Below are 13,532 nucleotides of genomic sequence, written 5' to 3'. Positions count from 1 at the left end.
GGTGGCGCGCCTGGCCCGCCGGCAGGCCTGCGTGGTCGGACTGGGCGGCGTCGGCAGCTGGCTGGTCGAATCCCTGGCGCGCAGCGGAGTGGGGCGGCTGGTGCTGGTGGATGCCGACGAGGTCTGCGTCAGCAATACCAACCGCCAGTCGCATGCACTTGAAGGCCAGTATGGCCGCGGCAAGGGCGAGGTGCTGGCCGAACGCTGCCGGGCCATCAACCCGGCGATCGAGGTCGAAGTCGTGCCGGCCTTCCTGCTGCCGTCCAACCTCGAGTCCATGCTCGACCGGGGCCACGACATCGTGCTCGACGCCTGCGACAGTTTCCGCAGCAAGCTCGAGATGATCGCCTGGTGCCGGCGGCGCAAGCTGGCCCTGGTCACCTGCGGTTCGGCCGGCGGCCGCCGCGACCCGACCCTGGTGCGCGTGCGCGACCTTTCGCGCACCGAACACGACGCCATGCTGGCCCTGGTGCGCAAGAAGCTGCGCGCCGACTTCGGCTTCCCGCGCAACCCGGACCGCTATTTCGGGGTGCCGGCCGTGTATTCGATGGAAAACGTGAAGTACCCGCAGGCCGACGGCAGCGTCTGCGGCGTGCGGCCGAAGCTGGGCGCCGACGCGGCGCTCAAGCTCGACTGCGGTGCCGGCCTGGGCGCGGCCACCCACGTCACCGGCGCGTTTGCCTTCGCGATGGCCGGCAAGGCGGTGGAGTTGCTTCTCAAACCGCGCGACGGCGACTAGGCGCGCCTAGCCGAACAGCCGAAGCGCGTTGGCCGAGGTGGCTTCGGCGATGGCGGCGGCCGGTTGCCCGCGCAGCTGGGCTACCACGTCCAGCACCTGGCGCAGGCGGGCGGGTTCGTTGCGCTGGCCGCGCCAGCCGGCGTCGGGCTGGTCGGGTGCGTCGGTTTCCAGCAGCAGGCAGTCCAGGGGCATGGATGCGACCGTGCGGCGCAGGCGCTTTGCCCGGTCGTAGGTAACCGGCCCGCCGATGCCCAGGCAAAAACCCAGCTCGAACAGCTGCCGGGCCTGTTCCTCGCTGCCCGACCAGCTGTGCACGACGCCGCGTTGGCCGCCGACTTCGCGCAGGGTGGCGATCACTTCCTCGACCGCCCGGCGCGCATGCAGGACCACCGGCAGGTCGAAGTCGCGGGCCAGCTCCAGCTGGCGGCGGAAATACAGCCGCTGCTTGTCCGGATCGAGCCCGTCGACGAAAAAATCCAGGCCGCACTCGCCCACCGCCGCCGGTCGTTCGCTTTCGAGCCAGTCGCGCAGCTCATCGAGGTGACCCGGCTGGTGGCGGTCCAGGAACATCGGGTGCAGTCCGTAGGCCGGGCGCAGGCCGGGCTCTGCCGCGCACAGGGTCCGGATGGCGTCCCAGCTGGCGCGGTCCACGGCCGGCACCAGCTGCCGGGCCACGCCGGCGTCGCGGGCGCGGGCCAGCACGGCCGGGCGGTCGGCATCGAACTCGGCGGCGTCCAGATGGCAGTGGCTGTCGTATAGCGGGCTCATTCGCGGCGCGATTCACCTTCGATCACCTTGCCCGGCGGTGGTGGCTCGTCCCTGCGCCGCCAGCTGGCCAGCATCAGGGTCGCCAGGGCGGTGACGATTTCGTCGATGAAGGGTATCGGGTCGGGCAGCAGCCAGCTGAGCAGCATCAGCGCCGCGGTGATCTTGAACAGGGTGGGGAAGCGCAGCCGCGCGGCGAACGCGGTCAGCGGGCCGGTGATGGGGTGGGGCATGGGCAGCTCCGTCAGCGTCGCTTTCACAGAAATTAACACGCGGGGAGGGGCCTTCACGGCTTTGTGCCGCGGTTCAGGTTAACTGGCACAGATTGCACTCGCGAAAGCGGGCAAGAATCCGCCCAAGGAGGAATCACCATGAACAAGACAATCCTGGCCGTCGCGGCGGGCATGTTGGTCGGGGGTGGCGCCATCGCCGCCTACCAGGCCTTTGCCACGCCCTATGCCGAAGTGCTGTCCTCGACCCCGATCACCGAGAAGGAAGAGATCTGGGGCGAAGTGGTGGCCGCGACACCCATCACCGAAATGCGCACCGGCGAACGCCAGGTCTGCGAGGACCGCGTGGTCGAAGTGCGCCAGCCCGAGCGTTTCGGCGACAAGGACGGCATGGTCGTCGGCGCCGTGGTCGGTGGCCTGCTCGGCAACCAGGTAGGCAAGGGCGACGGCCGCAAGCTCGCCACGGTCGCCGGCGCCGTGGGTGGCGCCTATGCGGGCCGCGAAATCGACCGCCGCCACGTCGGCGGCAAAAAGAGCACCGAGGTCCAGCAGGTCTGCCAGACGGTGACCGAACCGCGTGAAGAGGTGATCGGCTACGACGTCACCTACCGCGCCGACGGCGAGCTGGCCAGCAAGCGTACCGACCGCAAGCCCGGCGAACAGCTGCTGCTGGGCGAGCGCGACAAGATCGTCGGCTACAACGTCACCTGGCGCTACGAGGGCCAGACCGGCGAGCTGGTGATGGCGCAAGACCCGGGCGACCGCCTGCCGGTCGTGGACGGCACCATCGCCGTGGCGCAGATCGATACGCCCCCGCAGGGTTAGGCCCCGCGGCGGCGACGCCCCCGGAAGGGGCCGGCCTGTCCGGCCCCTTTTCCTTTTGATCATGCCGCCGGGCGGCCAAACCGGCTAGAATCATGGGCTTTCCCGAAGCCCGAAAACCGCAGCCATGGCCCTGAACCCGACCGACCTGTTCGATATCCGTTCCCTGCTCAGCGAAGAGGAGCGCATGATCCAGGACAGCGTCGCCCGCTTCACCGACCAGAAAGTGCTGCCGATCATCGGCGACTGCTTCGACCAGGGCCGTTTCCCCAAGGAACTGGTGCCGGAAATCGCCGCGATGGGTCTGCTGGGTTCCTCGCTGCCGGAAAAATACGGCTGCGCCAACCTCAACGCCGTCAGCTACGGCCTGATCTGCCAGGAACTCGAACGCGGCGACAGCGGCATCCGCAGCTTCGTGTCGGTGCAGAGCTCGCTGTGCATGTACCCGATCTTCGCCTACGGCTCGGAAGAACAGCGCGAGAAGTACCTGCCGGGCATGGCCCGCGGCGAGATCATCGGCTGCTTCGGCCTGACCGAACCGCACGGCGGCTCCGACCCGGCCAACATGAAGACCGTCGCGAAGAAGGACGGCGGCGACTGGGTCATCAATGGCGCCAAGATGTGGATCACCAATGGCAACCTGGCCGACATCGCCATCGTCTGGGCCCAGACCGACGAAGGCATCCAGGGTTTCATCGTCGAGAAGGGCACCAAGGGATTCGAAGCCCAGGAAGTGCACAAGAAGATGAGCCTGCGTGCGTCTGTCACCTCGGCCCTGTTCTTCGATTCGGTGCGCGTGCCCGACAGCCAGCGCCTGCCCAACGTCAAGGGCCTCAAGGGTCCGCTCGGCTGCCTCACGCAGGCCCGCTACGGCATCACCTGGGGCCCGATCGGCGCCGCCATCGCCGCCTACACCTCGGCGCTGGAGTATTCCAAGGAGCGGGTGCTGTTCAACCGCCCGATCGCCGCCACCCAGGCCGTGCAGCTCAAGCTGGCCGACATGGCCCGCCGCATCACCCTGGCGCAGCTGCTGAGCCTGCAGCTGGGTCGTCTGAAGGACGCCGGCACCATGCAGCCGGCGCAGGTGTCGCTGGCGAAGTGGAACAACTGCCGCATGGCCATCGACATCTGCCGCGAAGCCCCGCCGATCCGCCACGCGCTCAACCTCGAGTCCGTGATCACCTACGAAGGCACGGAAACCGTGCACCAGCTGGTGATCGGCCGCGAAGTCACCGGCATCAACGCGTTCTGATCGCCGGCCCGGCGGGCGAAACCCTTCCATGGACCTTGATGGCCTGAAGCTCGAAACCCCGCGGCTGCTGCTGCGGCCCGTGCGTGGCGAGGACTTCGAAGCCTGGGCGGCCTTCTGCGCCGACCCGGTCGCCATGTTTCACCTGGGCGGCGTGCAGCCGCGGGCGGTGGCCTGGCGGTCGCTGCTGTCGGTGGTCGGTGCCTGGCACGTGCAGGGCTTTTCCTTCTTTTCGGTTTTCGAACGCGACTCCGGCCAGTGGGTCGGCCGGGTCGGGCCCTGGCAGCCCGAAGGCTGGCCGGGCACCGAAGTCGGCTATTCGCTCGCCCGGGCCGCCTGGGGAAAGGGTTACGCCACAGAAGCCGTCGCCGCCTGCATGGATTGGGCGGTCGACCACCTGGGCTGGACCGACATCATCCAGACCATTGCTCCCGACAATTTCGCGTCCCAGTCCGTCGCCAAACGCCTTGGCGCCACGCTGCGTGGCCCCGGCCAGCTGCCGGCGCCGTATGAAAACCATCCTGTTGAAATCTGGGGCCAGAGTGCGGCGCAGTGGCGGGTAAACCGCCAGCGCCTGCGTTCCTGAGCCCTTCCTGCCGAGCCGCCCATGTCCGTCGCCACGCCCATTCCCGCCCGTCACAAAGACGTCAACCGCGCCAAGGTCTGCGACGATAATTTCGTCGAGTTCGTGAAGGCCTGGGACGGCCGCCCGGGCCACCGCCCGGCGCCCGACGAAGCCGTGCTCGAAGGTAGCCACTGCAGCGCGCGGGATTTCCTGGAGCTGTTCGAATCGCAGCTGGTGTCGCGCCACCTCGACCTGATGGCGCGCGTGCTGCGCGTGCAGCAGAAGGTTTTCTACACCATCGGCAGCTCCGGCCACGAAGGCAATGCCATGGTCGCGCGGCTCACGCGCCACACCGATCCGGCCTTCCTGCATTACCGCTCCGGCGGTTTCATGGCCGAAAGGTTCCGCAAGCTGCCGGACATGGATCCGGTGATGGACTCGGCGCTGAGTTTCGCCGCCAGCAAGGACGACCCGATCTCGGGCCGCCACAAGGGCTGGGGCAGCAAGCCGCTGTGGGTGCTGCCGCAGACGTCCACCATCGCCTCGCACCTGCCCAAGGCCCTGGGTACCGCGATTGCGATCGAACAGGCAAAGCGCATCGGCCATGCGCTGCCGATCCCCGACGATTCGATCGCGATCTGCAGCTTCGGCGATGCTTCAAGCAACCACGCCACCGCGCAGACGGCGTTCAACACCGCCCAGTGGACCGCCTACCAGCGGCTGCCGGCGCCGGTGCTGTTCGTCTGCGAGGACAACGGCATCGGCATCTCGGTGAAAACCCCCGGCGGCTGGATCGGCAACGCCTTCCGCCAGCGCCCGGGCCTGGACTATTTCTTCGCCGACGGCCTGGACCTGGCCAGTGGCTACGGCCAGGTGCAGGCCGCGGTCGAACACTGCCGCCGTACCCGCCGTCCGACCTTCCTGCACCTGCAGACGACGCGCATCATGGGCCACGCCGGCACCGACTTCGAGATCGAGTGGCGCAGCTTCGAAGAGCTGATGGCGGTCGAGGCCAGCGACCCGCTGCTGCGCTCGGCGGCGATCGCGCTCGAATCGGGCCTGATGGGCAAGGACGAACTACTGGCGAAATACGAGGCCATGCGTGCCCGCTGTTTCGCCGCCGCCGACGAAGCCGACCGCCGGCCCAAGCTCGACGACCTGGCCGAGGTGATGGCGCCGCTGGCGCCGTATACCCCCGACAAGGTGCAGGCGCAGGCGACCCGCAATGACTTCAGCGAGCGTCGCCTGGCGGTGTTCGGCAGCGAAGCAAGGTTGCCCGAGAACCAGGCCCCGAAGCACCTGGCCATCCAGATCAACCAGGCCCTGCACGACCTGTTCTGCCAGTACCCCGAAGCCCTGTTGTTCGGCGAGGACGTGGCCCAGAAGGGCGGCGTGTATACGGTCACCAAGGGCCTGCACAAGGCCTTCCGCAACGCCCGGGTGTTCAACACCCTGCTCGACGAAACGATGATCCTGGGCCTGGCCCAGGGTTATGCCAACGTCGGCCTGCTGCCGCTGCCGGAAATCCAGTACCTGGCCTATTTCCATAACGCCTGCGACCAGATCCGCGGCGAGGCCTGCAGCCTGCAGTTCTTCTCCAACGGCCAGTTCCGCAACCCGATGGTGATGCGCATCGCTTCGCTGGGTTACCAGCGCGGCTTCGGCGGGCATTTCCACAACGACAACTCGATCACCGCGCTGCGCGACATCCCGGGCCTGGTGGTCGGCTGCCCCAGCCGCGGCGACGACGCGGCCACCATGCTGCGCACCATGATGGCGCTGGCCAAGGTGGACGGGCGCGTCTGCGCCTTCCTCGAGCCGATTGCGCTGTACATGACCAAGGATCTTTACGAACCGGGCGACGGCCAGTGGCTCACCGCGTATCCGGCGCCGGGCGAGGCCATGGAACTGGGCCAGGAGCGGGTCTACGCGCCCGAGGCCACCGACCTGGTCATCTTCAGCTTCGGCAACGGCGTGCCGATGAGCCTGCGCGCCGCCCGCCGCATCGAGGCCAGCAAGGGCTGGAAGGTCCGCGTGGTGGACCTGCGCTGGCTGCAGCCGCTCAACGCGGACGCCATCGCCCGCCATGCCGGCGAGTGCAAGCGCATCCTGGTGGTGGACGAGGGCAGGCGCTCGGCCGGCGTCGGCGAGGGCATCATCACCGCCGTGGTCGAGGCCGGGCAGGGCGCCAAGCCCCTGCGCCGGGTGGTCGGCGAGGACACCTACACACCCCTGGCCGGCGCCGCCTTCCTGGTGATCCCCTCGGACGACGACATTGTCACGATGGCCGAGGGTATTCCCTGATATCGTTTCTCCCGTCATGAGCCAGTCCCGGCCCCAGACCATCCTGTTCGCCGACGTCAGCGGCAGCACGCGGCTGTTCGAAACCAAGGGCGACCTTGAGGCCCGGCGCCTCATCGCGCTGGTGCTCGATGCGCTGTCCGGGGTCTGCGCCCAGCACGGCGGCCGGGTCATCAAGACCATCGGCGACGAGATCATGTGCACTTTCCCTCGCGCCATGAACGGCGTGCTGGCCGCCTGCGACATGCAGCGCCGGCTGGCGCGGGACATCGTCTTCGTGCGCGACAACCTGGCGGTGCGCATCGGCCTGCACCACGGCGATGCCCTGGAGGAAGCCGACGGCGACGTCTACGGCGACGCAGTGAACGTGGCGGCGCGCATGACCTCGCTGGCCAAGCGCGAACAGGTGGTCACCACCGCCGCCACCTTCGACGGCCTCACCGGCAAGGTTCCCGAGGCACGCAGCCTGGGCAAGGCGCGGGTCAGCGGCAAGCTGCTGCCCATCGCCATCGTGGACCTGGTCTGGCAGGAAGACACCTCCGGCATGACCCTGGTGCAGGCAGGGCCACGGGCGGGCGGCAAGGAAGACGCGGGTGACGAGTCGGTGCTCCGGCTCAGGCACCGCGGCGAGGTCATCGAACTGCGGCCCGATTCCGAACCCTTCCTGATGGGACGCGAACCAGGCAACCAGCTGGTGGTGGAGGCCGACTGGGTCAGCCGCACGCATGCCATGGTCGAGTACAAGCGGGGCCACTTCATGCTGACCGACCGGTCAACGAACGGCACCTTCGTGCGCGTGGGCGAGGACGACGAACTCAAGCTGCACCGCGACGAAGTGCACCTGCGCAAGTCGGGCACGATCAGCCTGGGGCAAAGTTTCGCCGCCAACAGCGGCGACGTCATCCACTACGAAGCGGGCTGATCCCGCCGGCGCGCCCCGCGCGAGGCCGGGCGGCCATAACGGACACGCTTAGTCTTCCGCGGTGACTTCCAGCCCGCCCAGTTCCTCGTCGCTGATGCTGTCGAGGTCGATGGCTTCGGGTTCGGCTTCTTCTTCGACGACCGGCGCAGCCGGGCGGGCCTTGTAGCCGAACACGCCGGCCAGCAGGCTTTCACTCTCGGTGTACTCCTGCGCGGGCGCATCGACGAACTGCGTGGCGCCCAGCTCGACCAGCACCTCATAGGAACCCGGGTCTTCGTGCAGCTTCAGCATCGCTTCTTCGACCGCGTCCTGGACATCGGAGGGCACGGTGCCGGCGGCGCTCAGCGTACGGCCGATGAACTCGCGCGACTCGGAAACCACCACCAGGTTCGGGTACAGCTGCGCGATGTAGTTGGGCACCATCGCCGCGTCGGTTTCCTGCGAGAAGATCATTTCCACGCCGTCGCGCCAGCCGGTGCCGACCGATTTGATTTCAGGCGCGGCGATCGGGTTGCGGTAGATTTCCAGCATCAGCAGGTAACCCATGCTGGGCGAGGGCATCGAGACCACCGGCCGGCCGATCAGGCCACTGGTGCCTTCTTCGGCGACCATCGCGTCGGCCAGCAGCGAATAGCGGGTCGGTTCCAGCGTGCGCACCAGCGGCGTGAAGCCCAGGCGACCCATGCGGTAACCGGCGAAGTGGGCTTCCTCGAAGGCGAAGTCGACCTTCATGCCGGCGCGCAGGTCGCGCCAGTAGACGTGGTAGTTCGCCGACGTCTTGAGCCGGAAGGTGTGGCCGGTGGACGCGGAAAGGTAATCGAGCAGCGGCTGGTAGACCTGTTCAGCCTGGGCCGGCGGGTAATTGGGCTCGACCGCGAGCGTGTAGTTCGCGGCCAGCGCGGGCGCGGCCGTGAAGGCCATGGCCGCGGCCAGCAAGCAATTCCTGATCATCATGTTCTGTTCCTCCCTGTGGCAGCGGGTATAACAGACAAACGCCCAAGGGCCAAGGGCGCTGGCGGCGTTCTACCGCGTTTTGCGTACTGGGTTCAGATTGTCGGGGAGTGCGGTGAATGAGAACGGTTTTCCTCTGCCTGCTGGCGCTGGCCATGGCCGGTCCGACCGCGGCCAGCGAGCCCTGGCCGACCCTGGAGTTCGAGGTCTTCGAGGGTTACGGCCCACCCCAGTCCCCTGGCGGCACCTTCCTGGCCCGGCAGGCGGGCTTCGAACACGTGGACGTGCCCGCGCCCATGGCCACGCCGCTGGCGCCGGCACTGAAGGCCGAGATGCAGGCCTACCTGTCGGCGGTCGCGAAGGAATACCAGCGCATGGGTTTCCCGCCCCCCGAACTCGAGCCCATCGTCACCCGGACCGACGGAAAGCGCGCGTACCGCGTCTATTGGTATGCGTTCGGCGACACCGAGCACATGCTGCTGAGCAGCGACAAGCCGGCAGTGATGGCCTATGCCTGCCGCGGTGAGGTGAATGCCCGCCGGCTGCACCTCAACGCAAGGGTGGACGGCCCCTTCCCGCTGGAAAACCGGCTGGCCTGGTCCAGCGGCAAGGTGCCGGGCCGGCTAGACCGGCTCAGCGACAAGGGCTATGGCGACCTGGCCCATGAACTGTTCCACGCGGTGCAGCGCGGCACGGCGTTCTTCAAGGCCAACTGCGAGCCACCGAGCTGGGTCTACGAAGGCACGGCCGAAGCCATCGGCCACGACATGGCCTGGAAACTGCGCGGCGTCCTGTCGCCGCAGCCCAACGAACAGATCAATCGCTGGGGACTGCGCTCCTACCAGCGCACGTTCGCCGTGGAAGGCGAGGGAAGCCGCAAGTTCGGCTACGGCACCAGCTCCTTCTGGCGCTACCTGGCCGAACTCGAGCACGCGCTGCAGTCCCGGGCCGCGCCACCGCCGCGCCCGGACGCCGGCCCCCTGATCCGGACCGACGCCTTCGACTATGGCTACCTGGCGCGTCTTTTTTCCGATTCGTCACGGGTCACCGGGAACCGGGACACGCTTGACTGGCTCGACACCCGGCTGGGCAACGATCCGCGGCTGCGCCTGGGCTTCGAACGCGCCTTCCCCGATTTCCTCACCGTCTTCGCCGACTACGGCCGATACCGGGTCATGGGCCGGCATTCACCGGAGGAACGGCTGGACCGGGTCCAGAAGCTGACCCTGGGCGGGTGTATCGAATACCCGCTGGACGTCAGCGCCGCCCATTCGCCGGCGCCAGCCACCCTGACGATGGCGGCCAATGGCGCCGGCTGCGTGCGCGTGATGCGCACCGACAAGGGCACCGAGCCGCTGTTGGTCGATATCCGCGCCAGCGTGGACAAGCGCGCCGCGGTTGCGCTGCATGCGGGCGTGGCCGGCGAAACCCGGGCCAGCCCGGCGACGGTCGCCGTGCAGGACGACGGCAGCGCGGTGGTGTCCTGGGCGCTTGAACTGGCACCCGGCGCCAGCCACGACCTGGTGCTGAGCAACGTGCACGACACGCCGTCGCGCAGCCGCGCGGTGCGGATCGACCTCGCGTTCGCCATTTCCGGCTGGCAGTGGACGGGCCCGCCGCCGCCGCGGCCGGCAGCGCAGCGACGCGCCGCCAGGCCGGCCAGCGGACGGCAGGAAAGCCGGCCCGTGCAGCAGGGGCCCGGTGCGGCCCGCCTGGTCCGCGAAACCCAGGACGCGCCCGCGGGCGGCTGTCGCTGGCCGTATCCGGATGCCGCGCTTTATTGCCGTCCGCAGATGCAGGTGGTGCTGAGCCGCCGTCCGCGCTGGCTGGCCTGGCAGGAAGACGCCCTGGGCCCGGACGAAGACGACCTCGCCAGCGAAGGAGCCTTGCTGGCCTTCACCGCGTCGCGTTCGGCCGATGCCCTGGCCGCCCTGGACGAGATGCAGGTCCGCATCAAAATGCCCCAGATCGACCACGGATTCAGCGGAACGCTCGACAACGTGCTGGTTTCCGTCACCGGCGGCGACGCCGAGGATTGGGTGTCACGCGGGCCGGGCAATGCTGGCCGGGCGAACAACCCCTATTACGCGGCCTCCGGCCGGGTCCGGATCGATCGTTACGACCCGCTGGAGTTGCGAGGACGGTTCGAGGCGGATCTCGTCGAAATGCCGCCGCCCGGCGTAGCGGGAGCGAGCTCGCTGGCCGTGGTGGCTTCGGTCTCGGGTGATTTCGTGGTGGGACGGCCCTGGGAGGGCGACGACCGCTACGAAGGCATCGCGCCCGAGGCCGACGACATCATGTCGGGCATTGTCGACATGCTGCCGGGCAGCCTGCGCACGGACGAACGATTCACGACGCCGCCCGCCGGCGCAGACCCGTCGTCCGCAGGGAACCCGGGCAGCGGCGCGGGCGTGGGGGTCGGCAGCGCTTCCGGTTGCGACTGCAGCTGCCAGGGCAAGACGGAGCTGCTGGAGTTCCTGGAGGAGCGTTCGGACGAAGAGTCGGTCAGCCCGTCCCTGGTCGCCAAGGCCATGTGCATGGTGCAGTGCCAGGCGGCCTATTCGGCCTGCCCCGACGAATGATCAGCGCGCCAGGCCCTGCAGCAGGGGCAGGGGCGCCAGCACCGGGCCGGCAGACAGCGGCGTTTCCGGATCCAGCCCGGCGGGCATGACGGCAAGGGCCTCGATGCCGTCACCGGCCGCGGCCTGGCAGACCAGCCGTCCGAGTTCCTTTCCCGCTGAATCGACGACCGCGGCGCCGGCCGCTGGCGCGGCTGGGGCGGCGAAACGGGCGAGCACCCGCTTGGCCTGGCCCAGGTAGTGGGTGCGCGAGACGATTTCCTGCCCCGGGTAGCAGCCTTTTTTCAGGCTGTAGGCGCCAAGGCGGTCGAGCGAGAGCATCTGCGGGGTCCAGGTTTCACGCTGGTCGGCGGGCAGGCGGGGCAGGCCATGGGCCAGGTCGGCCAGGCGCCAGGCCTGCGTGGCCTGCGGGTCTTCGTTGGCGACGGCCGGATCGGCGGCGGGTAGCAGCCACAGGCCGCGGTCGCTGCCGTCGCCGGACAGGTCCAGCACCCAGCCGGTGTCGGCATCACCGCTGGCCAGGGCGCGATCAGGCCCCGGAGGCGGCGGCCCCGCGCAGGCGCGCCAGTTTTCCAAGGGGAGCAGGTTGAGCTTGCTGCGAAAGACGAACTTCTTCAGGTGCACGGCCATGTCGGCGGCGGCGTAGTCCGGCAGCACCATCAGGAACTGGTCGTCTGCCTCGCGCAGCAGCGCAAACAGCGCAATCACGCGTCCCTTTGGTGTCAACAGTCCGTTCCAGTGCCAGCGTCCCGGCACCAGTGCATTCACGTCGTTCATCGTCTGGGACTGCAAAAACGCCGCTGCATCACGCCCGGCGACACGCAGGAGACCGGTGTCGGACAGGGTGGGGCAGGCGCCCGGGGCAGGATTTGGCTTGAACGACATGGGGGCGGGACTTAACATGTTCGGATGTCCTCGGAGCCGCGCATCATAGGCGATACCCGCACCCGTCCCGAAACCCCGGCCGGCAGCGCCGGCGGGGACGAGCCAGGTACGGCGCCTCCCGCGGAGATCGGCGGACGCGACGGTCCCGATCCCACGCGCTACGGCGACTGGGAGAAAAACGGCCGCTGCATCGACTTCTGACGCCACGCCGACATCCGGCGGGGCATCCTTCCCACTCCAACCGACGAGCGCAGCCCATGGCGACGCAAGAACGACCCCTGTCACCGCACCTGCAGGTCTACAAGCCGCAGCTGACCAGCACCATGTCCATCCTGCACCGCATCACCGGCGTGGTGCTGGCGCTGGGCTCGCTGCTGTTCGCCGCCTGGCTGGTGGCGGTCGCCGGTGGCGCCGATGCCTTCGAACTGGCCCGCGCCGCGCTGGCTTCGGTGCCGGGCCAGGTCTTGCTGTTCGGGCTTTCGGCCTGCCTGGTCTACCACTTCCTCAACGGCATCCGGCACCTGGCCTGGGACGCCGGCCATGGCCTCGATATCGCCAAGGCCTACGCCAGCGGCTACGCCGTGCTGGTGCTGGCCGTGCTGATCACCGCCGGCCTGTGGTGGGCCGGCCTGGCGATGGGAGGTGGGGCATGAGCCTGCGCAATCCGCTCGCCCGGGCCAAGGGCCTGGGTTCGGCCAAGGACGGCACCAGCCACTGGTGGCACCAGCGCCTGACCGCCATCGCACTGCTGCTGCTCAGTCCCTGGTTCGTGATCCTCATGGTCGGCCTGATCGGCGACGACCAGGACACCGTGCGCGCCGTGCTGGCGCAGCCGCTGACCGCCGCGCTGATGACCGCCTTCGTGCTGTCGCTGCTCTGGCACGCCCGCCTGGGCCTGCAGGTGGTGATCGAGGATTACGTGCACGGCGGCGCCGAGCTGCTGCTGCAGGTGATCGTCAAGTTCGTCTTCGCGATCGCCGCCATCGCCTCCCTGCTGGCCATCGGCCGCATCGTCTTCACAGCCTGAGAACGCCATGACGTCCGCCTACAAGATCCACGAGCACAAGTACGACATGGTCGTCGTCGGCGCCGGCGGTGCCGGCCTGCGCGCCACCTTCGGCCTGGCCCAGAAGGGCCTCAAGACCGCCTGCATCAGCAAGGTCTTCCCGACCCGTTCGCACACGGTTGCGGCGCAGGGTGGCATCTCCGCCGCGCTGGGCAACATGGGCGAGGACGACTGGCGCTTCCACTTCTACGACACCATCAAGGGCTCGGACTGGCTGGGCGACCAGGACGCCATCGAGTACATGTGCCGCGAGGCCATCCCGGCGATCATCGAGCTTGAACACCAGGGCGTGCCGTTCTCGCGCACCGAAGACGGCAAGATCTACCAGCGCCCCTTCGGCGGCATGACCACGCACTATGGCAAGGGCACCGCCCAGCGCACCTGCGCCGCCGCCGACCGCACCGGCCACGCCATCCTGCACACCCTCTACCAGCAGTCGCTGGCGCACTCGGCTGAAT

General features: G+C 68.6%; 15 protein-coding genes. 11 read left to right on the top strand and 4 right to left on the bottom strand.

Annotated features, from left to right (window positions below; translation table 11 throughout):
- The first annotated feature begins 1 nt into the window (after nt 1).
- On the top strand, nt 2-739 hold the full coding sequence (locus tag AACZ35_RS07395; protein ID WP_339827753.1) for a tRNA threonylcarbamoyladenosine dehydratase: 738 nt from the start codon (nt 2-4) through the stop codon (nt 737-739).
- A 6-nt stretch (nt 740-745) separates the two neighbouring features.
- On the opposite strand, the gene AACZ35_RS07390 is transcribed toward AACZ35_RS07395, so the two are convergent.
- Nucleotides 746-1,507, bottom strand: coding sequence for a TatD family hydrolase (locus tag AACZ35_RS07390; RefSeq protein WP_339827751.1), 762 nt, complete (start codon nt 1,505-1,507; stop codon nt 746-748).
- Nucleotides 1,504-1,737, bottom strand: coding sequence for a DUF6116 family protein (locus tag AACZ35_RS07385; RefSeq protein WP_339827749.1), 234 nt, complete (start codon nt 1,735-1,737; stop codon nt 1,504-1,506). The genes AACZ35_RS07390 and AACZ35_RS07385 overlap by 4 nt, the downstream gene beginning before the upstream one ends.
- Before the next feature lie 138 nt (nt 1,738-1,875).
- Between AACZ35_RS07385 and AACZ35_RS07380 the strand changes: the two genes are divergently transcribed.
- The 5 genes from AACZ35_RS07380 to AACZ35_RS07360 all read left to right on the top strand — a co-directional run bounded on the left by AACZ35_RS07380 (nt 1,876) and on the right by AACZ35_RS07360 (nt 7,593).
- Nucleotides 1,876-2,559, top strand: coding sequence for a glycine zipper 2TM domain-containing protein (locus AACZ35_RS07380; RefSeq protein WP_339827747.1), 684 nt, complete (start codon nt 1,876-1,878; stop codon nt 2,557-2,559).
- A 124-nt stretch (nt 2,560-2,683) separates the two neighbouring features.
- Complete coding sequence (locus tag AACZ35_RS07375) at nt 2,684-3,808, top strand: acyl-CoA dehydrogenase family protein (RefSeq protein WP_339827744.1); 1,125 nt, start codon at nt 2,684-2,686, stop codon at nt 3,806-3,808.
- A gap of 28 nt (nt 3,809-3,836) precedes the next feature.
- A complete protein-coding gene (locus tag AACZ35_RS07370; protein ID WP_339827742.1) occupies nt 3,837-4,391 on the top strand; it encodes a GNAT family N-acetyltransferase in 555 nt (184 codons plus the stop codon).
- Between the two features lie 21 nt (nt 4,392-4,412).
- A complete protein-coding gene (locus AACZ35_RS07365; RefSeq protein WP_339827739.1) occupies nt 4,413-6,674 on the top strand; it encodes a thiamine pyrophosphate-dependent enzyme in 2,262 nt (753 codons plus the stop codon).
- 16 nt (nt 6,675-6,690) lie between these two features.
- Nucleotides 6,691-7,593, top strand: coding sequence for an adenylate/guanylate cyclase domain-containing protein (locus tag AACZ35_RS07360; RefSeq protein ID WP_339827736.1), 903 nt, complete (start codon nt 6,691-6,693; stop codon nt 7,591-7,593).
- A 48-nt stretch (nt 7,594-7,641) separates the two neighbouring features.
- On the opposite strand, the gene AACZ35_RS07355 is transcribed toward AACZ35_RS07360, so the two are convergent.
- A complete protein-coding gene (locus AACZ35_RS07355) occupies nt 7,642-8,547 on the bottom strand; it encodes a PhnD/SsuA/transferrin family substrate-binding protein (protein ID WP_339827734.1) in 906 nt (301 codons plus the stop codon).
- A 116-nt stretch (nt 8,548-8,663) separates the two neighbouring features.
- On the opposite strand from AACZ35_RS07355, the gene AACZ35_RS07350 reads away from it, so the two are divergent.
- Entirely contained in the window at nt 8,664-11,126 is a 2,463-nt protein-coding gene (locus AACZ35_RS07350; RefSeq protein ID WP_339827732.1) for a hypothetical protein, read from the top strand.
- Here the strand turns inward: AACZ35_RS07350 and AACZ35_RS07345 are convergent, their stop codons facing one another.
- Nucleotides 11,127-12,008: a folate-binding protein gene (locus AACZ35_RS07345; RefSeq protein WP_339827729.1), complete on the bottom strand. Its 882-nt coding sequence runs from the start codon at nt 12,006-12,008 to the stop codon at nt 11,127-11,129.
- Nucleotides 12,009-12,032: 24 nt separating this feature from the next.
- Between AACZ35_RS07345 and AACZ35_RS07340 the strand changes: the two genes are divergently transcribed.
- From AACZ35_RS07340 to AACZ35_RS07325, 4 genes are all read left to right on the top strand, one after another.
- Complete coding sequence (locus tag AACZ35_RS07340) at nt 12,033-12,209, top strand: DUF1674 domain-containing protein (RefSeq protein ID WP_339827726.1); 177 nt, start codon at nt 12,033-12,035, stop codon at nt 12,207-12,209.
- Nucleotides 12,210-12,265: 56 nt separating this feature from the next.
- Nucleotides 12,266-12,661, top strand: a complete 396-nt coding sequence (sdhC, locus tag AACZ35_RS07335; RefSeq protein WP_339827724.1) for a succinate dehydrogenase, cytochrome b556 subunit — start codon at nt 12,266-12,268, stop codon at nt 12,659-12,661.
- Entirely contained in the window at nt 12,658-13,035 is a 378-nt protein-coding gene (sdhD, locus tag AACZ35_RS07330; RefSeq protein ID WP_339827722.1) for a succinate dehydrogenase, hydrophobic membrane anchor protein, read from the top strand. Before sdhC ends, sdhD begins: the two co-directional genes overlap by 4 nt.
- 7 nt (nt 13,036-13,042) lie before the next feature.
- On the top strand, nt 13,043-13,532 hold a 490-nt coding region (locus AACZ35_RS07325; RefSeq protein ID WP_339827719.1), incomplete at its 3' end, for an FAD-binding protein.

This window comes from uncultured Arenimonas sp. (assembly GCF_963976025.1).
GTDB lineage: Bacteria > Pseudomonadota > Gammaproteobacteria > Xanthomonadales > Xanthomonadaceae > Arenimonas.
This window is presented reverse-complemented; position numbering and strand designations above follow the sequence as displayed.